Origin of the sequence: Streptomyces sp. NPDC058239 (assembly GCF_042882185.1) — a bacterium.
Lineage (GTDB): Bacteria > Actinomycetota > Actinomycetes > Streptomycetales > Streptomycetaceae > Streptomyces.
Map to the genome: position 1 here is coordinate 107680 of NZ_JBHVWS010000014.1, position 21879 is coordinate 129558.

Consider the following 21879-nt stretch of genomic DNA (forward strand, 5'->3'; position numbering starts at 1 on the left):
CAGACACCCCGTTCACAGTCGTTCCACAGCAGTCGCTCCGGAAAGGTGATGCATCACGAATTTCAGCGATTCGGGCAGGGCGCGGTTCACGAAGTCCCAGTCGTGACCGCCCTGCCGCTCGTGGTACTCCGGCCGCCAGCCCTGCTCCCGCAGCGTGTCCCGTGTACGGCGGTTCATCCCGATCACGCGGTCGTGGTCGCCGGTGCCCACGTCGAGGTAAAGAGCCGGGCGGGGGCCGTCGTGCGGCTCGCCGGCCAGCCGGCGCGGATCGTAGAGCCGGCGGGTGGCGCTGCCCGGCGGGCCCCAGACCCGCTCGTGGACCGCTTCCGTGGGCATGGCGAAGCCGGGGTCCCCGCGGAACGCGGCGTACGGGTCTCCGATGCGCGTGCCCGCCTCGAAGGCACCGGCGTGCGCGGCGGCCGCGCCGAACAGCCCACGGTGCCGCAACGCCAGGAACAGCGCGGCGGCGCCCCCCATGGAGAACCCGCCGACCGCCTGGCCCTCGCGGCGGGCCACCGTGTTGAACTCGTTGTTCACGCTCGCCACGAGGTCCTCGACGAGGTAGTCCTCGTACCGCTGCCCGGCATGGTCGTTGATGAACCAGCGGCGGCCGCTCTCCGGCAGGACGACGATCAGCCGGCTGCCCGCCAGGGCCTGGCACAGCACGGAACGGCGCAGCCAGGTGTCCCGCCCGCCGCCGTAGCCGTGCAGGAGGTACAGCACCGGGTGGGCGGGACCGTGGTTCGTGTACGTGTCGGGCAGCACGACGTTGACCCGCTTGTCGCGGCCCAGCGCCCGGCTGGGCCAGCACGGGGTCATGACTCGGGTGTGCACGACCCCTCCTCGCTCCGGGCCGCCGCGGCGGCGAGCGCCCGCCGGTCGGCCTTGCCCGTCGATGTACGGGGAAGACCGTCCACGACGGCGAAGCGGGCCGGGACCATGTAGCGCGGCAGGGTCCGGGCGCAGTGGCGGCGCAGCCGTGCCTCGTCGATCGACGCCCCGGACTCCGGCACCACGAACGCCTCCAGGCGTACGTCGTCCTCCCCGGCCCCGACGGCCATGCAGACCGTCTCGTGGACCTCGGGCAGCGCCAGCAGCGTCGCCTCGATCTCCTCCGGCTCGATCCGGTAGCCGCGGACCTTGACCATGTGGTCGCGCCGCCCGGCGAATGTGTAGGTCCGCGCGCCGTCGGACCTGACGATGTCTCCGGTCCGGTGGACCGGCGCGGGCTCGGCGGGCGGGCCCGCGGGCGTCCAGTAGCCGAGCATCACAGAGTCGCCGCGGACCGCGAGTTCGCCCTCGGCACCCGGTGCGTCCGGTATGGCGCGGCCGTCCGCGTCGAGCAGGGTGGTGGTGGCGTACGGGCAGGGGGTGCCGATGGGCGGCGGCGCGACGCGGTCCGGTGCCAGGTCCTCGTCGGTGACCCGGTGGAAGGTGCAGACGTTGGTCTCGGTCGGCCCGTAGAGGTTGTAGAGCTCCGCCCCGCCGAGCACGCCGCGCAGCCTTCTGAGGTGCTTGAGCGGGAACGCCTCGCCCGCGAACAGCACCGTCCGCAGCCCGCAGGAGGCGAGTTCGCCGCTGTTCCTCGCGTCGAGCATCCGCACCAGCGCGCCCGGGACCGAGTACCAGACGCTGATCTTCTCGGCCGCCACGAGCCGGTTCAGCGCCATGCCGAGGGCCTTGTGGTTCTCCGGGACGAGGACGAGACAGGCTCCGGTGCCCGCCGCCGCGAAGATGTCGAAGACCGACAGGTCGAAGTGGACGGGTGCGTGGGAGGCGAGCCGGTCATCGGACGTGATGCGGAACTCCGCGACGGCCCAGTCGACGAAGGCGCGGGCGTTTCGGTGGGAGAGCATGACGCCCTTGGGGACGCCGGTCGAACCGGAGGTGTAGAGGACGTATGCCAGGTCGCCGGGGGCCACGGAGGCGGGCCGGAACCCTTTGGGGACGGGCCGCCGGGCCGCCCGGCCCCAGCCGAGGCGAGGGGGGACGTCGACGGCTGGTGCGGCGTCCGTCGCCTGCCCGTCCTCGACCTCCTCCTCGTCGACGACCACGACGAGCCGGACCGCGGCCGACCAGCCGTCCGTGCCCGGCCCGTCCGTGCTGTGTCCGTCGCTGCCGACCTGCCCCTCCGTGCTCTGCCCCTGCGTATCCGGTGCGAGCAGGTCGAGCCGTCCGCGGTCCGTGACCAGGCAGGCCACCGCGCAGTCCTTGAGGATGTACGCGGCGCGGGCGGGCGGCGCCGCCGGGTCCACGGGCACATACGCGGCACCGCACTTGAGCACGGCGTGCACGGCCACGACGGTCTCCACCGACTTGCCCAGCCACAGCCCGACCCGGTCGCCCGGGACCACGCCCGCCTCGCGCATCGTGGCGGCGAGGGCGCTGCTTGCCCGGTCGAGACCGGCGTAGTCGAGGGAGCGGCCGCGCAGTCTGACCGCCTCGCCCGTGGGGTGCTCGGCCACCGACCGCGCCAGGGCGTCAACGAGCGTCGGCACGCCGCTCACCCCCGGGCTGGGCGGCGGCCGCCGACCGCGGCGGGGGCGTGCGGCGCGCCCTGGCCGTAATCCCCATCTTTTCGGCCATCAGCACCCGTTGGAGGTCCGAGGTGCCCGACGAGATGCGGGTGCCCAGGGCGTCACGGAGGTTCCGCTCGATGTCCGTGTCGGTGGTGTAGCCGAGCCCGCCGTACACCTGCATGGCGTCGAGGAAGGTCGCCACGGCTGCTTCGCTGGTGGTCAGTTTCGCCGCCTCGGGGGCGTACGAGGCATCCTGGAGGCCCAGCTTCCAGGCCGCCTGGTGGGTCAGCAGCCGCGCCGCCTCCAGCCGGAGCTGCATGTCGACGATCCGGTGCGCGACCGACTCGAACCGGCCGATGTTCTTGCCGAACTGGCTGCGGCTCCTGGCGTACTGCACGCACTGCTCGATCTGGCGCCGCATCGTACCCAGCAGCGGGGCCAGGATCAGCGAGCGCTCCCAGGCCATCGCCCGGGCGAGGATGCGCGACCCCTGCTTCTCGGCGCCGAGCCGGGCGCCGGCCGGGACATGGCAGTCCCGGAGGGTGATCTCCCCCCACGGCGCGGTGCGCATCCCCGTCTTCTCGAACCGGCTCCCCACGGTCAGCCCCTCGGTGTCCCGGTCGACGAGGAACGCGGTCACCCCGGTGAACCCGAGGGCCGGGTTGACGGTGGCGTAGACGAGGGTGACGTCGGCGATCGGCGCGTTGGTGACGAACCGTTTGGTGCCGTTGAGCACATAGCCGTCCCCGTCGCGGCGGGCCTGTGCCGTCAACGCCATGGCGTCGGAGCCGGCCTCCTGCTCGGTGAGCGCGTGGGCGCCGACCATCCGGCCGTCGCACAGCGCGGGCAGGTAGCGCTCCTTCTGCTCCTCAGTGCCGAACTCCAGGATCGGGATCTCGACCGCCCAGATGTGGGCGCCGAGGGAGAGCAGCAGGCCGTTGTCCCGGCAGCCGTGGCCGAGGCCCTCCATGCCGACGGCGCAGCTCAGCGGGTCGAGTCCGAGCCCGCCGTACTTCGTCGGCACGGGCAGCGCGAGGATCCCGGCCCGCGCGCACCGCTCCCAGTCCCCCGGCTGGAGGCTGTGGGTCCGCTCCCTTGCCTCGACGTCCGCGCCCAGCTGTGCGGCGCCCAAGTCGCGGAGCCGCTCGCCGAGAGCGACCTGTTCCTCGGTGGGGCTGAGATTCATGACGCCGCGCCGGCGGGCTCGACGTCCGGGAGGGCGGCCAGCGAGGCCGCGATCTGCTCGTCGGTGGCCGTGTGGTCCTTGAGCGTGCCCGCGAGGTACTGGTCGTAGGCGGACAGGTCGAGCATGCCGTGGCCGCTGATGTTGCACAGGATGACCGTGGCGCGGCGCTCCTCGCGGGCCCGTACGGCCTCGTCGATCACGCCGCGGACGGCGTGCGCGGACTCGGGGGCGGGCACGAGGTTCTCCGTGCGGGCGAAGAGGGCGCCCGCCTCGAACGCGGCGTTCTGCCCGACGGCCACGGCCTCCATGCGTCCGTGCCGGTGCAACAGGCTGACCAGGGGTGCGGCCCCGTGGTAGCGCAGACCGCCGGCGTGCACCCCGGGCGCGACATAGGTGTGTCCCAGGGTGTACATCTTCGTCATCGGCGTGGTGCCGGAGTAGTCGTTGTAGTCCCAGGCATAGCGCCCCCTCGTCAACTTGGGGCACGCATCCGGCTCCACGGCGACCAGCCGGGTGTCCGCCCCGGTGCGCAGCTTCTCCCGGTAGAAAGGGAAGGCCAGTCCGGCGAAGTTGCTGCCCGCCCCCATCGACGCGATGACCACGTCGGGGAACTCGCCCGCCATCTCCATCTGACGCAGCGCCTCCTCGCCGATGACGGTCTGGTGCAGCAGTACGTGGTTCTCACCGCTGCCGACGGCGAAGCGTCCGCCATTCACGGACCGGGCGTGCTCGATCGCCTCGGCGTTGGCGATGGACAGGCTTCCCTCGCTGTCCGGGGACGCGGCGAGCAGTGCACGTCCTGCCTCGGTGGTGCCGCTCGGACTGGGAATCACCCGGGCTCCGTTGAGCTCCATGAGCACACGGCGGTACGGCTTCTGCTCGAAGCTGCACCGGACCATGAAGACCGTGCAGCCGAGGCCGATCGCCTGGCAGGCCATCGACAGCGCGGTGCCCCACTGACCGGCTCCGGTGCCCGTGGTCAGTTCCTGGACGCCGGCCTTCTTGTAGTAGTACGCCTGCGCCAGCGCGGAGTTGAGCTTGTGACTGCCCGCCGCGTTGGCGCCCTCGTACTTGTAGTAGATGTGCGCGGGGGTGTCCAAGGCGCGCTCCAGCGCGTGGGCGCGCACCAGGGGAGTAGGCCGCCAGCGCTGGTACTGCTGGCGCACCTCGTCGGGGATCTCCACGTGGCGCCTGCCGCCGACGCTGTCCCGGTACATGGACAGGGGGATGTTCGGTGCCTGCCGTTCCACCGCGGCCGTGGGGGCGCTCGGGGCGGGGCGGGCCCTGCGCACGCCCTCCGTCGGCACGTCGAGGTCGGCCAGGATGTTGTACCAGTGGGTGGGGACGTCGCTCTCGTCCAACAGGTACTGATTGCGGTTCGACTTCACGCGCCGGCCTCCGAACGGTTCTCCCGCACATGCCGGGACACCAGCCCGATGAGGTCGCCGACGGTCTCCAGATCGGCTTCCATGACATCCTCGTCGTCGATGTGGCCGCCGAACTCGTCCTCGACCGCCAGCAGCAGTTGCAGCAGATTCAGGGAATCGAGCTGAATCGTCGGCGAGTAGAGCGACATCCCGTCCTTGATCTCCTCCGGGCTCAGCCGAAGGTCGAGGACGTCTACCATGAGCTTCCGTACGACGCCCGCCAACTCGTAGTCATTGCTGTCCATCGTGGGTTCCCTTCGAACTACCGGGCGCGGACCGAAGTCAGCCGTGCAGCGATATCGGCGACGAGTTCCGCCTGCCGATCCTGCAGATAGAAATGACCGCCCGGGAGTGTGTGCGCCGCGAATTCCGCCGTGGTGAGGTCACGCCATGCCCCGATGTCGGCGGCGGAGACCTCCGGGTCGGAATCACCCGCGTACGCCGTCACCGGAATGTCCACCCGTTGCACCTGGGTGCGCCGGTAGTTCTCGATGAGTCGCATGTCGGACCGCAGCGAGGGAATCACCAACTGCCGCAGGTCGGGGTCGGCGTACACCTCCTCCTCCACGCCCCCGAGGGCGCGCAGCCCCGCCAACAGCGCCTCGTCGTCACGCAGATGCAGGTCCTTGTCCTCGCTCCGGCGCAGCGGCGAGGTCTGGGCGGAGACGAACAGCATCTGGGGGCACACCTGGTGACGGATGATCAGCCGCAGCGCCACCTCGTACGCCACGCTCGCTCCCATGCTGTGCCCGAACAGCGCCAACGGCCGGTCGGTCAGGGGCAGCAGCGCCCGCGTGACGTGGTCGGCCAGCGTGCCCATGTCCGTCACGCACGGTTCGCCGAACCGCTCCTGGCGGCCCGGGTACTGCACGGCGACGAGCTCCACGTCCGCTGGCAGGTCGCGGGTCCAGGCGTGGTAGGCGCCCGCGGTTCCCCCCGCGTGCGGCAGGCAGACGAGTCGGATCCGAGGCGCCGTCACCGGCTCGAACCGCTTGAGCCAGGCGCTTTCGGAAAGCTGAGCGGGAATTGCGGATGAGGACACTGGTCGCCTCTCCATCGGGCGGCAAACAACCTTCGGTCACTTCCGAATCGGCACCCTAGCCGGTTCTTCATCCACCGTCACTTCCCTTTCGAGTAGGGGCAGTTGGTCGTACAGGTTGCTTCCAGTCCCGGGAACAGCTCTCCCGTAGGCTGTAATCGCCCCGCATGGAATCTCTGTCCGTGAATTCTGTTTACGGCGGCATGTGGCGCGCCCATGGATGCGAACCGCTCCGCTTTTCTTGAATTGCTTCTCCCCCGCGCCTGTACGTGTCCGTTCCGCCGATCCACTCCCTGCCCGCTCCTTCGACGCCGGAGTCATCGTGACCCTCCGAATACCTCAGATCCGGGTGGACTTCCCCACGGAGCTCAGCCCTTTCCGGGACCAGGTGGAAGAGAGCACCCGCGCGTTCGTCCGGCGGTTCGGCCTCGTGCCCGACGAGGTGGCCCGCCGGCACCACGAGCGGTCGCTGCTCGGCACCCTGATGTCACGCGCCTATCCGCACGCGGGCCGCACCGAACTCGCCCTGGTCACCGACTGGATCAGCTGCATGCTGGTGCTGGACGACCAGTTCGACGAGACGGACCTGGGCAAGGACCCGGAGCGGCTGCGCGCGGTGTGCCGCGAGGTGCTCGGCTGGCTCACCCCCGACGGCTCCGTCGACGAGGCCGCGCCCGGCTCGGCGGAACACTCGGTGGTCACGGCCTTCCGGCCGGCCTTCGCCGACCTGTGGCGCCGTACCCGTCCCTACACCTCCGACGCCTGGCGGACCCGGCTCGCCGGGCACATCGGCGCGTTCTTCGACACCTGCGCCTGGGAGGCCGAGAACCGTCTCACGGGGCGCACGCCGGAGCTGGACGAGTACATCGCGATGCGCGGCCGGGCCCTCATGCCGTATCTGGACCTCATCGAGGTCACCACGCACTTCGAGATCCCGGCGGAGATCTACCGGCTCCCGGTGTTCACCGAGCTGAACCGGTCCCTCTCCGACGCCGACCTGTGGACCAACGACCTCTTCTCCTGCGAGAAGGAGGCCCTGCTGGGCGACCCGCACAACCTGGTGGCCGTCCACCGGCACGCCCATGGCACCGGCCTCCAGACCGCCGTGGACGCGGTGGGTGAGATGGTCCAGGGCCGCGTCACCACCTTCACCGACCTCAGCCGGACGTTCCCCGACGCGCCACTGCGGGACTCTCTCGATCCGTCCCTGCTCGCTGCGCTGGCCCGCCATGTAGCGGGCCTGCGCAGCTGGCTGACCGGCCAGCTCCAGTGGCGCTACGAGACCCGGCGCTTCGACCCCACGCGCCCCGAAGTGACCAGTGCCGCCGGATCCACCCCGCTGTAGTCCACGGCCACACCACACGATCCGGATCGAGGAGCGACATGCGGAACCGGTATGCCACCGTTGAGTACTTGCGGTCCCTCGACCCGAAGGCGGACCACGAGGTGATCCACCGCACGTCCTCCGACCGGGAGTTCCCGTGGGACTACGGCCGGGGTCTTGAGGTGGCCATCTGGCGGACCTGCTGCATACCGAGCATCTCCGAACTCCTGGACGGCACGGGCGAGTTCGCGCGGCGGGCGCAGAAGCGCTACGACGACACCCGGATCCTGCTCGGCGAGATCGTGCGCAACGGCTACGCCTCCGAGCGCGGCCGGCAGGCCCTGCGGCAGATCAACCTGGCGCACCGCCGCTACTCGATCTCCAACGACGACATGCTGTACGTGCTGTCCACGTTCATCTTCGAGCCCATCCGATGGATCGACCGCTGGGCCTGGCGCAGGACCGTCGAGACGGAGCGGCTGTCCGCCTTCTACTTCTTCCGGGAGGTGGGGGCCAGGATGAACATCCAGGACCTCCCCAGCGAGTACACCGAGTTCGAGCGGTTCAACGTGGAGTACGAGCGGGCGAACTTCCGGCTGACCCCCAGCAGCGTACGGGTCGGCGCCGCCGTCATGAAGCTCTACTCCTCCTGGTATCCGCGTCCCGTCTCCGACCTGGTGGCCGCCACGCTGCCGTGCCGGCTCGACGCCGCCGCCCGGCAGGCGCTGGGCATACCGCAGGCGTCTCCCCCGGCCAGAGCCCTGCACCGGATCGGGCTGCACGCCCACGCGCGGGCCGAGCGGGCGGCGCCGGCGCTGATGGCGCGGCTGATGACCCGGCCGACCGCCAGGACGTACCCGGGATATCCGCGCGGCTACCGGATCAGCAGTATCGGCCCCGAGCACGCGCGGGACACCCACCAGGGCCCACTCGCCCTCGGCCACACCTCCGCCGAGAACCTTGAGAGCTGACCGGACCGTGACCCACTCACCGACTCCCCTGCTGCCCGTACGCGTCCCCCTGCCCGGACGGGCCCTGCGCCTGTGGCTCAAGCTGGAAGCACTGGGCCCCTTCGGCTCCATCAAGGCGCGCACCGCAGAGGCGCTGCTCGACGCACTGGAGGAGGCCGGCAGGCTGCGCCCCGGGAACCGGGTGGTGGAGTCCACATCGGGAAACCTGGGCATCGCGCTGGCCGGTCTGTGCGCGGCCCGCGGCTACCGGTGCACCCTGGTCGTCGAGCCCAGCACCCCGCGCGCGAGCGTCGCGCTGATGACGGAGTACGGCGCGGACGTGGTGACCGTGCCCGAACTGCCGTCCGGCAGAACTCTCGACGCCCGGCTGGAAGCGGTCAGGGACATCCTGCGCCAGGACGACACCGCCGTGTGGACCGATCAGTACGAGAGCAGCGCCAACCCCCGCGTCCACACCACCCGGACCGCCGTGGAGCTGGCCCGTGACGCCCCGGGCGGGGGCTTCGACGCGGTCGCCGTGGCGGTCTCCACAGGTGGGACGCTGGCCGGGGTGGCCGACTACTTCCGGGCGCACCGGCCCTCGACCCGGATCATCGCGGTCGACGCCGTGGGATCGGCGGCGCTGGGCGGGACCCCGGTGCACCGCCCGGACAAGCTGGCCGGGTTCGGCTCCGGGCGGGCCTCGCGGTTCGTGGCGCGCCACCACTGGGACCGCCTGGTGCGGGTCCGCGACCTGGATGCCATCGCCGCCTGCAACCGGATCCGGGAGCGGACCGGCCTGTCGCTCGGCGGCAGCGCGGGCGCCTCGGTGCTCGCCACCGTCATGGACGCGGCCCGGCGCCCGGATACGGCCGACGCGGCCTGTGTCTGCCCGGACGGCGGCGACAAGTACCCGCAGCTCACCGGCGTCGTGACACGGAACCCGGAAGGGGTCACCGCCGAGGTCGCGGCGGCCCTCGACGCCCTGGGGCACGCCCGCTCCGACGAGTACGCGCACCCCGGCACACCCCCGGTCGCCGAAGGAGTGGCGCAGCCATGACCGTGCACACCCCGCCACCGATCACCTATCTCGCGAGCGCCGACGTGGCACGCGTCTGCGCCGAGCTGCCCGTCGTCGAGCTGGTGCGCGAGACGCTGCTGGCCGTGCGGGCCGGCAAGGCCGGGCTCACCCCCGAGGCCGCCCTGCGGTGGACCACGTCCTCGGGGGCCTCCGCCCGGAGCCTGATCCTGCCGGGCTGGGCGGGCGACAACTACGGCTGCAAGATCATCAACGCCTCGCTGGGCAACCAGGCGCTCGGGCTGCCCCGGGCCGCGGGCCTGATCGTGCTCGATCACCCCGAGACGGCACGCCCGCTGTGCATCATGGAGGGCGCCCTGATCAGCGCCCTGCGGACGGCCGGGGTGTCGCTCGCCGCCGTGGGCGCGGTCCGTGACCTCGCCGGGATCGGCCGTGTGGCCTACCTCGGCTGCGGCCGGCAGGCCGAGGTCCATCACGGGCTGCTGGCGCGCCACGCCACCGGGCTGCGGGAGGTGGTCCTCCACGACCGGGACGGCGCCCGCGCCGAGCAGGCCGCCGCCACCTGGGCCGCGGCCCGGCCCGAGGTGGCGGTGTCCGTGGTCGAACGGCCCGAAGAGGCCGTCTCACGCGCCGAGTTGACGTTCGCGGTGACCACCACGACCGAGCCGTACGTCGAAAACGACTGGGTGCCCGAGGGCGGCACCTTCGTCAACGTCTCCCTCGACGACGCGGCCGAGAGCCTGCTGCTCGGCTGCGACCACCTGTTCGTCGATGACTGGCAGCTGGTCGCCGAGGACGACCACCGCCTGCTGGGCGTGCTCGCCGGCGCGGGCCGGGTCACCGGTCCCGGCGCCCCCGCCCCCGAGGGCGGCCGGTCCGTCGACGCCGCCCTCCCCGACCTGCTCGCGGGCGCCTACCGGCGGCAGGTGGGCGACCGGGACCGCGTGGTGATCAATCCGTTCGGCATGGGCGTGCACGACATCGCGGTGGCCGCCGCGGTGCACACCAGGGCGGCCGAACTGGGCCTCGGCACGCGACTGCCGCACTGACACCGACAGGGGAGAAACAGCCATGGACGCGACGTCAGGGGCGGCCGGGACCGCGGGGACGGCGGGGTGGCCCGGCCTGACCGGGCTGCGGGTGCTGGATCTGTCCCGCCTGCTGCCCGGCGGTTTCGCCACACTGCTGCTGGCCGACCTCGGCGCCGACGTGATCAAGATCGAGAGCCCCGACGGGGGCGACTACGGCAGGCTCGTCGACCCCGACACGTTCGCCGCGCTCAACCGCAACAAGCGGTCGGTGGTCCTCGACCTCCGGGAGCCCGAGGGCCGCGACACGCTGCTGCGCCTGGTCGAGCGCAGCGACGCCGTCGTGGAGAGCCACCGGCCGGGTGTGCTGGAGAAGATGGGGCTGGGCTACGCGCGGCTGCGCGCCGCCAACCGCCGGGTCGTGCTCTGCTCGATCAGCGGCTTCGGCCAGACCGGGCCGTACGCGACACGGCCCGGCCACGACCTCAACTTCCTCGCCCTGTCCGGCTTCTTCGCGGTGCCGCACCGAGAGGCGGGCCCGGTGGACCGGGTCGGCGTCCGGGTCGCCGACACGGCCGGCGCCATGTACGCGGCGCTGTCCACGACCGTGGCGGTGTTCGCGGCACGGGTCACGGGCGAGGGCCAGCACCTCGACGTCTCCCTGCACGAGGCCGCGGCCGCCTGGGCGGCCCCGCTCGCCCTGTCGCGGCACGGCCGGGCGGGGCCGGGCGGGAATCCGCTGGTCACCGGAGACAACGACGTGTTCGTCCTGGCGTGCGGGCGGCGACTCACCCTCGCCACCTTCGAGGACAAGTTCTGGATCGCCTTCCGGCGCCGCTTCGCTGCGGAGTTCCCCGCGCTCGCCGATGACGCGTACGACCGGCGGGCCGACCGCACCCGGGCCAAGGAGAAGGTACGGGCAACGCTCGCGGACGTGTTCGCGCGGCATGACCTCACGTGGTGGTCCGCCGCCCTGTCCGACCTTGACGTGCCCTGGGCCCCGGTCTACGAGTCGGCGGACGAGTTCCTCGCCGACGGGCATGTGGCGGCCCGCGGCCTCGTCGGCACCGTTCCGGGCCCGCCCGGCGGCGACCCGCAGACCCAGGTCCGCTTCCCCGTGCTCTTCGGGGCAGGGCTGGAATCCCTGCGGGGCGCGGCTCCCGCACACGGGGAACACACCGCCGAGGTTCTGGCGGAGATCGACGCCACAGACCGACGACGTGAGGAGCCACAGTGACCGGCCGAACCGTAAGGGCAGTGAACGGAAGCCCGAGAACGCGCCCGGGCTCGGTCCTGCGCGCGGACGGGCGCAGCCCGCTCGCCGACCGGACCATCGGCGCGCTGCTCCGGGAGACCGTGGCCCGCCGCCCGGAGGCCGTCGCCCTGCGCTGCGTCCCGGACGGCGGCGGCACGCCCCGGCAGTGGACGTACGCCGAGCTGCTCGCCGAGGCGGAGAGCGTCGCGTCCGGCATCCTCGCCCGGATCCCGCGCGGCAGCCGGGTCGCCATCTGGGCGCCCAACGTCCCCGAGTGGCCCGTATTCGAGTATGCGGCGGCGCTCGCCGGGGTGACGCTGGTGACCCTGAACCCGGCGTTCCGTGCCGCCGACCTGACGTACGCCCTCGGTCTCTCCGAGGCGGAGATGCTGGTCCACGCCGACCGCAGCCGCGCGTACGACATGGCGGCCGTGGTGTCATCGGTCGCCGCCGGGCTGCCGCGACTGCGCCATGTCGTCTCCCTCTCCGACTGGGACGAGCTCAAGGGCAGCAGGCCGCTGCCCGCGGAGCACGAGCCGGCCTCGACCGCCCCGGCCCAGATCCAGTTCACCTCGGGGACGACGGGCGCCCCGAAGGCCGTTCTCCTGTCCCACCAGGCCGTGGTGAACGTCCCCAAGCTGACTTTCGAGGCCCTCGGGGTGCGTCCGGGCGCCACGGTCGTCAGTCCGCTCCCCATGTTCCACACGGCCGGCTGCGTCATCTCATGTCTGGGCCCGCTCTGGAGCGGCGGCACGTTCGTGCTGCTCGAACGCTTCGACCCCAAGGTGCTGCTCAGCACGCTGAGCGAGGCGCCCGGCGCGGTGCTGACCAGTGTTCCCACGGTGCTGAGCACGCTCAACGAGGCTGCCCGCGACGTCCCGGACCGCCCGGTGCTTTCGTCCGTCCTGACCGGTGCCGCCCCGGTCCGCCCGCAGCTCATCGCGGAGACCGAACGGCTCTTCTCGACCACCGTGTTCAACCTCTACGGCCAGACCGAGCTCGCCTCCGTCCTCACCCTCACCCGGCCCGACGACACCGTCGAGGACAAGACCAGCACCGTCGGACGCCCCCTCCCGCACGCCGAGTGCAAGATCGTCCACTCCGAGTCGGGCGCCGTGCAGCCGCTCGGCGTCCAGGGCGAGATCTGCGCCCGCGGCTACCAGCAGATGATCGGCTACTACGGAGACCCCGCCGCCACCGCGGGCAAGGTGGACGCGGAGGGCTGGCTGCACACCGGCGACCTCGGCTCGATGGACGCCACCGGGGCCCTGCGGATCGGCGGGCGGCTGAACGACCTCATCATCCGGGGCGGCGAGAACATCGCGCCCGCCGCCATCGAGGAGGTCCTCGCGGAGGTCCCGGGGGTGCGGGAGGCCGTGGTCGTGGGGGTTCCCGACGACGTGTGGGGCGAGGAGGTCGCGGCCGTGGTCCAGCCCGCGCCGGGTGCGGCGCTCTGCCTGGAGGCCCTGCTGGCCCAGTGCGAGGGACGGCTCACGCCGTACAAGATCCCGGTCCACTGGTTCCTGGCGGCAGACCTCCCCCTCACCGCCTCCGGGAAGGTCCAGCGGTTCCGCGTAGCCGAACTCGCCGTCAGCGGCCGCCTGGAACGTCTCGACAGCGGCACCCCCACCGCCTGAACCCCCTGAACCCGGAGCGCACCATGCGGATTTCCATGCAGTTACGGTACGACGGCGACATCGTGGCCGCCGCCGAGCAGGTGGCGGAGCTCGAACGCGCCGGTCTCGACCTGATCTGGGTGCCCGAAGCCTACGGCCACGACGCCCCGAGCTTCATGGGGTTCATCGCCGCTCGCACCCGACGGGTGGAGATCGGCTCGGGCATCATGTCCGTCTACACCCGCACGCCCGCGCTGCTCGCGATGACGGCCGCCGGAATCGACGCACTCTCAGGCGGCCGCTGTCACCTGGGACTTGGCACCTCCGGCCCCCGCGTGGTCGAGGGGCTGCACGGCGTCCCGTACCGCGAGCCGGTGGCACGGACCCGGGAGACCATCGCGGTGCTGCGCGCCTTCTGGCGGCGCGAGGAACCGGTGACGTACGAGGGCCGGGTGCACCGTCTGCCGCTGCCGCCGGGCGAGGGCGGCGGCACGGGGCTCGGCACCGCCATGAAGCTGCTGACCCCGCCGGTGCGGCCGGCCGTCCCCGTCTGGGTGGCGTCGCTGGGCCCGCGCAACGTCCGGATGACCGCCGAGGTCGCCGACGGCTGGCTGCCCATGTTCTTCGACCCCGAACGGTGCGACGAGGTCTGGGGCGACGACCTGCGGGCCGGGGCGGCGCGGCGGGACCCGGGGCTCGGCCCGCTGCGGATCTCGGCGGGCGGGCTGCTCGCCATCGGCCCGGACGCTGCCCGGGCCAGGGAGCTGGCCCGCGGCCAACTGGCCCTGTTCATCGGCGGGATGGGCGCCGCGGGGCACAACTACTACTACGACCTGGTCTGCAGGTACGGCTACCGGGCCCAGGCGGAGGCCGTGGCGCGGCTGTTTAGGGCAGGTGACCGCTCGGGTGCAGCGGCAGCCGTTCCGGCGGAACTCCTAGAGGCCACCACGCTGTGCGGGCCCGAGGGCTATGTGAAGGAGCGGGTCGCGGCATATCGCGCGGCCGGGGTGACCGAACTCCAGGTCGTCCCCGTGCCCCAGGACGGCCAGACGGAGGCCGGGCTGCTGTCACGGCTCAAGGAGCTCTGCGACTGACGAGCCCCGGTCGTTCGGTCCACCGCACCGTCGGCCCCTCTTCAGGGGCCGACGGTTTCTTCAGTGAGCATTTCCGATCTGCCCTCGGGCGAGTGAAGATCGGAAATGCTCAGTGGTCCTCGCCCCGCTCCCGCGCGGGAGGCCGCGCGGCCATGGCCGGCGGTGTCTCCTTGCCGTAGCGGCGGAGATACTCTGCCAGCTGCTCCGGGTCGTCCTTCAGAAACGGCAGATCTGTGGGCACCATGTGACGTATCGCCAGCAACGGCACAGGGCTCTTCAGCGGGCGGAATTCCGGATTCCATAAGCCACCCTTGGCCGGCGGACCGTCATGGAACTCACCTATCATCAGCCCGTGCGAGACATAGTCCGCTTTCAGTAACACCTGGGTGTTCTCAATAATTTCGACCACCCTGTCCCGCGGCAGATCGGGAAAGAGCACGAGAACCGTCGCGTACTGCGCGGCACCCCCGCTCTGACGGGCGAGTTCGACAAACCAGTCACGGTATCCGCGAAGCGCCTCCGCAGTCTCCGCGGAGCTTTTCGGAACCCCTGATTCCACCGCCAGATAGAACAGCCCTCTGTTCATCGACGTCTTGACGAACGGGCAGACATGCCCCTTTCGCCCAACTTCGGGGTGAGGTCGGGAGAGGTAGCTGGACGCCCACTCGACTATCTCACGCAGGGACTCCTCATGCTTCTCAAGCCATGAGGGTAGATCATTTCGCGCGAGGTCGCCCAGCTCGATCAAGGTCAGTCGCGCACTGCTTTCGCGAATCAGCATGGCTGAGTCACTCCCACCCGGGCACGCCCACCCTAACGCTTCGCTTACAAGGGATCATCCAGCACAATCAATTTCAAAGCGGATCTTCGTCCGACGCGCAGAAATATTTCCATGGCGCTCACGCGTCTCACTGGATAGACACTGGATGCACGATCTGCCTCTTCCGCAGAGTCGTACAGACGTGTGAAATACCTAGCCGGAATGGGTGCCAGGAATGGCTGCTCGTCAACGAACGGGGAATTGATGGCGGTCCAAGGCGCATTAGACGAACAGACCGACGATGTAGGGGAGTTGGTGAGAGACGCGCGAGAGAGAGCCCGGCTGAGTCAGCGGGTGGTGGCCGAGCGGTCCGGAATCAGCCTCCGGACACTTCGGGAGATCGAGAACGGCCGTGTCCGCATGCCGCGGCGGCACTCCATACAGCGTCTGGCCGAAGTGCTGAAGGAACCCCGCCTGCTCGACCATGCGGCCGCCAAGTCCCAGCTGGACGAGGCCGCGTACGGCGAGGACGACCGGCTGATGCTCCGGGTCCTCGGTCCGCTCAGCGCGGTACGCGGCCGGAGCGTGCTCAACGCAGGCACCCCCATGCAGCAGAGCCTGCTCGGCCTGATGGCCCTGCACGCGAACGAGAGCGTCTCCCAGGCGGAGATCGTCGACGTGCTGTGGGGCGAGGCCCCTCCGAACTCCTTCAACCAGCTGGTCCACACGTATGTCTCGCGGCTGCGCGCGCTGCTGGCGAAGCACAGCGACCCGAGCTCCGACGCGTCGGAGATCGTGCGCCGCAACGCGGGCTACGAGCTACGGATCGGCGCAGACCAGCTGGACCTGCTGCGCTTCCGCGAGTTGGCCGAGGAGGCCGAACACGCCCGGGTCAGCGGGGATCTCAGCCTTGAGGTGCGGATCCTGACGGACCTGCTGCGCCTGTGGTCGGGTCCGGTGCTGCACGGCTCCTCGCCGCGGCTGCAGCAGCACCCGCTCGCCCTGGACGCCAACCAGCGGCAGATCACCGCGGCGCTGCGCCTCGCGGAACTCGCCGTCGCCTACGGCCACTACGAGAAGGCCATCGACCAGCTGCAGCCCCTCGTGCGGCACCATCCGCTGCACGAGGGCCTGCACGCCCAGCTGATGGTCGCGCTGGCCGGAGCCGGCCAACAGGTCGAAGCCCTCGGCCTGTTCAGCAAGTTGGACCGCACCCTGCGGATCGACTTCGGCATCGACCCCGGACCCGAACTGCGCGCCGCGCAGCTGTCCGTGCTGCGTGGCGTCAGCCGCACCACTGACGAGAAGGCCGTGCGGGCCACCCAGCCCCGGGCGGAGGCCGAGCGTCCGTACGGGCTGCCGCCGGACACCCCCGACCTGGTGGGCCGCAGCGAGCACCATCAGCTGCTGCAGCACCTCACCCAGAGCGGTTCGCCCGGCGGCCTGTTCGGCCCCTCGCCGGTCGCCTCCATCTACGGACCGCCGGGGGTCGGCAAGTCCGTCCTCGCGGTCCGCGTGGCGAACTCGTGCAGGCTCCGGTACGCGGACGGGGTGCTCTACGCCGACCTGCGCAGCGAAGCCCTGGCCGACAACCACGTCACGTACACCACGCTGCATCGCTTCCTCCGGGCGCTGGGCATGGCCGAGGCCGAGGTCCCGCGCGGGCTCAAGGAGCGGATCTCCGCGTACCGCAGCCTGCTCGCCGAGCGCCGTGTCCTCGTCGTCGTCGACAACGTCGTACGGGACGAGCAACTGCAGCCGCTGCTGCCCGGCGGGTTCACCAGCGCCCTGCTGTTCACCAGCCGGGCGCCGCTGTCCTCCATCCCCGGAGCCCGGCACTTGCCGCTCTCCCTCTTCACCGCCGAGCAGTCGGTCAGGCTGCTGACCCGGATCGTGGGCGAGGAGCGCGTGCTCGCCGAGCGTCAGACGGCCGAGGAGATCGCCGAGTTGTGCGGGCATCTCCCGCTCGCCATCCGGATCGTGGGCCAGCGTCTGGTCACCCGCCCCCACTGGTCCCTGTTGCGCATGGTCCAGCGGCTCACCGACGAACAGGGCCGGCTGTCGGAACTGTCCCACGGCGAGCTCGACGTCCGGGCCCGCCTCGACACGCACTTCGTCTCCCTGGCGAGCGCCTCCCGGCGGGCCCTGCTGGCGCTGGCGAGGGCCTGCGGGGGCTCCTTCACCCTGCGGGCCGCCGCCGCCTCGCTCGGCTGCAGCCTGGTCGCCGCCGAGGACGCGGCCGAGACACTCGTCGACCACCAGCTCCTCGAGGGGCCGGACTCCGCGGGCCGCTACGCGTTCCCGGTGCTCACCAGGCTGCACGCCCGCGAGCGGTGCGCCTGACGAGAGCGGGGCCCCGGCCCCCTCCTCAGTTCGGGGTAAAGGCAACCGGAAGGCTGCTGAAGCCGTTGAGGAAGTTCGAGTGCACCCGACGTGGTTCGCCGGTGAGCTCCAGCGCCGAGGCGTGGGCGCGCAGGGCGTCCAGTACGGCACCGACCTCCGCGCGCCCCAGGTGGGCCCCGATGCAGAAGTGCGGTCCGTAGCCGAAGGTGAGATGGCGGTTCGCCGCACGTGACAGCAGGAACCGTTCGGGCTCCTCGAACACCTCCTCATCCCGGTTGGCCGAGGTGTTCCAGAGCACGACGACGGAGTCGGGCCCGATCGTGCGGGAGCCGATCGTCACTTCCTCCAGTGTGGTCCGCCCGAAGTGCATGGCCGGGGTGGTCCACCGCAGCACCTCGTCCACGGCGGTGTCCGTCCCCGTCTCCCCCGCGCGCAGCAGCTTCCACTGCTCCGGGTGCTCCGCCAGTGCGTGGACCGCGCCGATCATGGAGAGCCGGCTGGTCTCGTCCCCGCCGATGACGAGGCTGTAGCAGTTGAAGACGATCTCCTCCTCCGTGAGGGGCCGGCCCCCGACCGCTCCGTCCGCGAGGGCGGCGATCGCGCCCTCGCGGGGCGTCTTCCTGATGCCGTCCAGGAGGTCCAGGAAGTAGAGGAGGATCTCGTTGCGCGCGCGTACGGCGGCCTCTTCGGTGGTGTCCTCGTGCTCCGAGCTCAGCGCGGACTTGGTGAGGGTCAGCAGGTACGCCTGATCGCTCTCCGGAACTCCCAGCAGATGACAGATCGTCCCCATCGGGATCTTCTCCGCCACGTCCGCCGCGAAGTCGCCGCCCCGCTCCACCACTTCACAGATCAGCCGGTCGGCCATGTCCCGCACCCGGCGCTCCACGGACCGCAGGAACCGGGGCGAGAACGCCTTCAGCATGATGTTGCGCAGCTCCCGGTGGCGCTCGCCGTCGCTGACCGCGAGCATCTTTCCCGCCGCCGAGTCGCCGCCCGCGAGCAGCGTGGTGAGCACGTTGCCGCGCTCGGAGGTGAACCGCCGGTTGTCGCGGTAGACGCGCTGCACGTCCTCGAAGCGCGTAACCGACCAGAAACCCGGCCGGCCCTCTCCGGGCTCCGTCCAGAACACCGGGTTCTTGGCCCGGAGCCTGCGCCACAGCTCGTACTGGTCGTGGAGCCGGAAGAACCAGGGGTCGGCCAGATCCACCGTGGTGCAGTCCTCCGGGAGCTCCCGCACACCGCTCATCTGCTTCCTCACGTATCGCGTCGTGGGCTCGATGGACACGGAGGCTAGCCCCGCGGGCGGGCGCAGTTCTGTCGCCGGACTACACGGTCAAGTGCCCCTCCCCGCCCCTGGACCCCGGCGCGGCCGGGTGCCGCTACCCGTCCGCCCCCGCGGTGATGAAGCCCGACTCGTACGCCGTGATCACGGCCTGGACGCGGTCGCGCGCGCCGAGCTTCGCCAGCACCGCGCTCACGTGCGTCTTCACCGTCTCGGTGCCCAGGTGCAGCTCGGCGGCGATCTCCGCGTTCGCCAGGCCGCGCGCGACGAACCGCAGCACCTGGCCCTCGCGTTCGGTGAGCGCGGCCTTCTCCAGTGCCCGCCGCGCCGACTCGTTGCCGTGCGCGGCGGCAAGGGATCGCAGCGCGGGCGGGAAGAGCAACGACTCGCCCTCGGCGACGATCCGCACTGCGTGCACGATCTCGGTGGGCCGGGCGCGCTTCAGCAGAAACCCGTCGGCGCCGGCGCGCAGCGCCCCGTAGACGTACTCGTCCTCCTCGAACGTGGTGATGACGAGGATCCTCGGCGGATCGGTGACCGTCCGCAGCACGGCCCGGGTCGCCTCGATGCCGTCCATCAGCGGCATGCGTACGTCCATGGCTACGACGTCCGGCCTCAGCTTCCTCACCAGGGGAATGACGGCCGCGCCGTCCGCCGCCTCGCCGACGACCTCGATGTCGGGCTGCGCCTCTAGGATGGCGCGCAGCCCAGCGCGTACGAGCGCGTCGTCGTCGACGAGCAGGACGGTGATTGGCATGCCCGTCACTGTAGCGGCAGGGTGACGTGAACCCGCCACACCCCGTCGTACGGCCCGTACGCGGCCGCACCGCCGAGCAGGACGGCCCGCTCGCGCAGCCCGCGCAGCCCGGAGCCGCCGCCGCTGGACCCGCCGGACTCAGCCGGCTGCTTGTTGCGCACCTCCAACTCCAGTCGGCTGTCGAGGACTTCGATCCGCACGGTCACCGGCACCGAGCCCGCGTGCCGCAGCACGTTGGTGAGGCACTCCTGCAGCATCCGGTAACCCTCGCGCGAGGCCGGCCCGGGCACGGCGTTGAGGTCCCCGCCGATCCGGGTGGTCACGTCGGCCCCGGCCCCGCGCGCCGACTCGACCAGCCGTCCGGCGTGCGCGAGCGTGGGCCGCTGCGCCGTCGGGTGGGCGTCCTCGCGCAACAGCCTGAGCACCCGGTCCAGTTCGGACAGCGCCTCGCGCCCGGTGTCCTCGATGGCGGCCAGTGCCCGGTCGGTGAACTCCGGCGTCCCCGCCGCGCGCGCCGCGCCCGCCTGCACCACGGCGATGGTGAGCGCGTGCCCGATGGTGTCGTGCAGCTCGCGGGCGAGCCGCGTGCGCTCCAGCAACCGCTCGGTCCGCTCCTCCATTTCCGCGAGCCGCTCCGCCGGGGACGGGCCGAGCAGCCGGGGTGCGAGGTCGGCCATCAGCGCGCCGGCCCCCCATACGACGGCGACCAGCGCGGCGCCGGACACCGGCGCCAGCAGCGGGTACCACCACCCCCATCTCCCGGGCAGCAGCATGGGTGCGGGCCCGAACGGCGGCCACAGGGACGGCATCAGCAGACCCAGCGTCAGTACGACGCCGTTGAGCGTGACCACGGTGACCCCGAAGCCGAGCCACAGCCGCAAGGTCAGCCACACGAAGACCCGCCACCGGTCGCCCCACGTGGCCGAGGGCGAACCGGCGATCTCCGGCGCCGGATGCTCCTGCGGTGACTGCGGCCCGGGGTAGAGCAGCAGCCGCGCCTGCATCGTCTCGGCGACCCGGGTGCCGGGGACGACCGCGGCGAGCGCGAGCAGCGGGAGCGGCACGAAGAACAGCAGCAGCCACATGCCCCCGCTGGGGTCCTCAAGGCCCGGGAAGGCCACCCCGACCACCACCACGGCGGCCACCGCGCCAATGAACAGGTGCAGCCACCGGGTGTACGTGACCGCACGCGACACGGGCCGCAGCAGCCGATGGAGACGCTTCATGAGGACCATGATCCCAGCGGGGTGGGGCAGTCGCCTCCCCCGTGTGGGGGAGGACGTTCCCTCCGCCGGGGGAAGCGGACACCCCCCTGTGAACGGCACCGTCGTCATCATGACAGCCATCGAAGTGAAGGACCTGACCAAGGTCTACGGACAGGTGCGCGCGGTCGACCGCCTCACCTTCTCCGTCCGGCCCGGCCAGGTCACCGGGTTCCTCGGCCCCAACGGCGCGGGCAAGTCCACCACCATGCGCCTCATGCTCGGCCTCGACCGCCCGAGCTCCGGCACGGCGACGATCGGCGGCCGCCCGTTCACGCAGCTCGACGAGCCGCTGCGGCATGTGGGCGCCCTCCTCGACGCCCAGGCGCCGCACGGTTCCCGCACCGCCCGCAGCCACCTTCTCGCTCTCGCCGCGAGCAATCGCATTCCCGACCGGCGGGTGGACGAGGTCCTCGAACTGACGGGCATCGCGAGCGTGGCGTCCCGCCGGGTGAAGACGTTCTCCCTCGGCATGCGCCAGCGCCTCGGCATCGCCGCGGCCCTGCTCGGCGACCCTCAGGTGCTGCTGCTCGACGAGCCGTCGAACGGCCTCGACCCCGAGGGCATCATCTGGATCCGCGAGCTGATGCGCCGCCTCGCGCGGGAGAACCGCACCGTGCTGGTCTCCAGCCATCTGATGGGCGAGACGGCCTCCTTCGCCGACCACCTGATCGTCCTGGGCAAGGGCAGGCTGCTGGCGGACACGCCGACGAAGGACTTCATCGCGGCCCGCGTCAAGCCGCGTGTCCGCGTCCGTACGACGGAGCCCGCACGGCTGCGCGAGGCGCTGCTGCGGCACGGCCACACCCCCGTCGAGTCGGACGACGGGCGCATGCTGATCGACGACGTCGAGATCGACGCCATCGGCCCGCTGGCCGCCCAGGAGGGCATCGTCATTCTCGAACTCGCCGCCGAAGAGGCCACGTTGGAGCAGGCCTACCTCGACCTCACCGCTGCCTCCACCGAATTCTCCGCACGAGCCCCGCAGGAGGCCTGAC

The 21879-nt window shown here is 71.5% G+C and carries 19 protein-coding genes; 9 read left to right on the forward strand and 10 right to left on the reverse strand.

The features are described from left to right. Positions 1-12: 12 nt before the first annotated feature. From ACFVYE_RS17910 to ACFVYE_RS17935, 6 genes are read right to left on the reverse strand one after another with little or no spacing between them, the layout of a single operon-like run. Positions 13-834 (reverse strand): alpha/beta hydrolase, encoded by an 822-nt coding sequence (locus ACFVYE_RS17910; RefSeq protein WP_383959005.1) that lies wholly within the window; start codon positions 832-834, stop codon positions 13-15. Beyond that, entirely contained in the window at positions 816-2498 is a 1683-nt protein-coding gene (locus tag ACFVYE_RS17915) for an amino acid adenylation domain-containing protein (protein WP_383959003.1), read from the reverse strand. The genes ACFVYE_RS17910 and ACFVYE_RS17915 overlap by 19 nt, the downstream gene beginning before the upstream one ends. Then, positions 2482-3705: an acyl-CoA dehydrogenase family protein gene (locus tag ACFVYE_RS17920; RefSeq protein ID WP_389606272.1), complete on the reverse strand. Its 1224-nt coding sequence runs from the start codon at positions 3703-3705 to the stop codon at positions 2482-2484. Before ACFVYE_RS17920 ends, ACFVYE_RS17915 begins: the two co-directional genes overlap by 17 nt. Next, on the reverse strand, positions 3702-5093 hold the full coding sequence (locus tag ACFVYE_RS17925; RefSeq protein ID WP_383958999.1) for a TrpB-like pyridoxal phosphate-dependent enzyme: 1392 nt from the start codon (positions 5091-5093) through the stop codon (positions 3702-3704). The genes ACFVYE_RS17920 and ACFVYE_RS17925 overlap by 4 nt, the downstream gene beginning before the upstream one ends. Beyond that, the gene (locus ACFVYE_RS17930) at positions 5090-5377 is read right to left on the reverse strand and encodes a phosphopantetheine-binding protein (RefSeq protein WP_383958997.1); all 288 of its coding nucleotides are present in this window, start codon (positions 5375-5377) and stop codon (positions 5090-5092) included. Before ACFVYE_RS17930 ends, ACFVYE_RS17925 begins: the two co-directional genes overlap by 4 nt. 17 nt (positions 5378-5394) lie before the next feature. Next, on the reverse strand, positions 5395-6174 hold the full coding sequence (locus ACFVYE_RS17935) for a thioesterase II family protein (RefSeq protein ID WP_383958995.1): 780 nt from the start codon (positions 6172-6174) through the stop codon (positions 5395-5397). A 319-nt stretch (positions 6175-6493) separates the two neighbouring features. Between ACFVYE_RS17935 and ACFVYE_RS17940 the strand changes: the two genes are divergently transcribed. The 7 genes from ACFVYE_RS17940 to ACFVYE_RS17970 are packed head-to-tail and all read left to right on the forward strand — an operon-like array spanning position 6494 to position 14477. After that, positions 6494-7516, forward strand: a complete 1023-nt coding sequence (locus tag ACFVYE_RS17940; RefSeq protein WP_383958993.1) for a hypothetical protein — start codon at positions 6494-6496, stop codon at positions 7514-7516. 38 nt (positions 7517-7554) lie between these two features. Beyond that, a complete protein-coding gene (locus ACFVYE_RS17945) occupies positions 7555-8466 on the forward strand; it encodes an oxygenase MpaB family protein (protein ID WP_383958991.1) in 912 nt (303 codons plus the stop codon). 7 nt (positions 8467-8473) lie between these two features. Then, on the forward strand, positions 8474-9505 hold the full coding sequence (locus tag ACFVYE_RS17950) for a cysteine synthase family protein (RefSeq protein WP_383958989.1): 1032 nt from the start codon (positions 8474-8476) through the stop codon (positions 9503-9505). Beyond that, a complete protein-coding gene (locus ACFVYE_RS17955; protein ID WP_383958988.1) occupies positions 9502-10533 on the forward strand; it encodes an ornithine cyclodeaminase in 1032 nt (343 codons plus the stop codon). The genes ACFVYE_RS17950 and ACFVYE_RS17955 overlap by 4 nt, the downstream gene beginning before the upstream one ends. A gap of 22 nt (positions 10534-10555) precedes the next feature. Next, positions 10556-11749 carry a CaiB/BaiF CoA transferase family protein gene (locus tag ACFVYE_RS17960; protein WP_383958986.1) on the forward strand — a complete coding sequence of 398 codons (1194 nt, stop codon included), beginning with the start codon at positions 10556-10558 and terminating at the stop codon, positions 11747-11749. Between the two features lie 20 nt (positions 11750-11769). Further along, positions 11770-13404 (forward strand): AMP-binding protein, encoded by a 1635-nt coding sequence (locus ACFVYE_RS17965; protein ID WP_383958984.1) that lies wholly within the window; start codon positions 11770-11772, stop codon positions 13402-13404. Positions 13405-13427: 23 nt separating this feature from the next. Then, complete coding sequence (locus ACFVYE_RS17970; protein ID WP_383958982.1) at positions 13428-14477, forward strand: LLM class F420-dependent oxidoreductase; 1050 nt, start codon at positions 13428-13430, stop codon at positions 14475-14477. Positions 14478-14586: 109 nt separating this feature from the next. Here ACFVYE_RS17970 and ACFVYE_RS17975 read toward each other — a convergent pair whose 3' ends face one another. Then, a complete protein-coding gene (locus ACFVYE_RS17975) occupies positions 14587-15258 on the reverse strand; it encodes a DUF6875 domain-containing protein (protein ID WP_383958980.1) in 672 nt (223 codons plus the stop codon). 294 nt (positions 15259-15552) lie between these two features. Here ACFVYE_RS17975 and ACFVYE_RS17980 point away from each other — a divergent pair, with 294 nt between their 5' ends. Next, a complete protein-coding gene (locus ACFVYE_RS17980; RefSeq protein ID WP_389606276.1) occupies positions 15553-17580 on the forward strand; it encodes a BTAD domain-containing putative transcriptional regulator in 2028 nt (675 codons plus the stop codon). 25 nt (positions 17581-17605) lie between these two features. On the opposite strand, the gene ACFVYE_RS17985 is transcribed toward ACFVYE_RS17980, so the two are convergent. The 3 genes from ACFVYE_RS17985 to ACFVYE_RS17995 form a co-directional block, all read right to left on the reverse strand. After that, positions 17606-18826 (reverse strand): cytochrome P450, encoded by a 1221-nt coding sequence (locus tag ACFVYE_RS17985; protein WP_383958976.1) that lies wholly within the window; start codon positions 18824-18826, stop codon positions 17606-17608. Positions 18827-18959: 133 nt separating this feature from the next. Further along, positions 18960-19619: a response regulator gene (locus tag ACFVYE_RS17990; RefSeq protein WP_389606278.1), complete on the reverse strand. Its 660-nt coding sequence runs from the start codon at positions 19617-19619 to the stop codon at positions 18960-18962. A gap of 5 nt (positions 19620-19624) precedes the next feature. Then, positions 19625-20845 carry a sensor histidine kinase gene (locus tag ACFVYE_RS17995; RefSeq protein ID WP_383958973.1) on the reverse strand — a complete coding sequence of 407 codons (1221 nt, stop codon included), beginning with the start codon at positions 20843-20845 and terminating at the stop codon, positions 19625-19627. A gap of 109 nt (positions 20846-20954) precedes the next feature. Here ACFVYE_RS17995 and ACFVYE_RS18000 point away from each other — a divergent pair, with 109 nt between their 5' ends. Then, a complete protein-coding gene (locus ACFVYE_RS18000) occupies positions 20955-21878 on the forward strand; it encodes an ABC transporter ATP-binding protein (RefSeq protein WP_383958971.1) in 924 nt (307 codons plus the stop codon). Position 21879 lies beyond the last annotated feature (1 nt).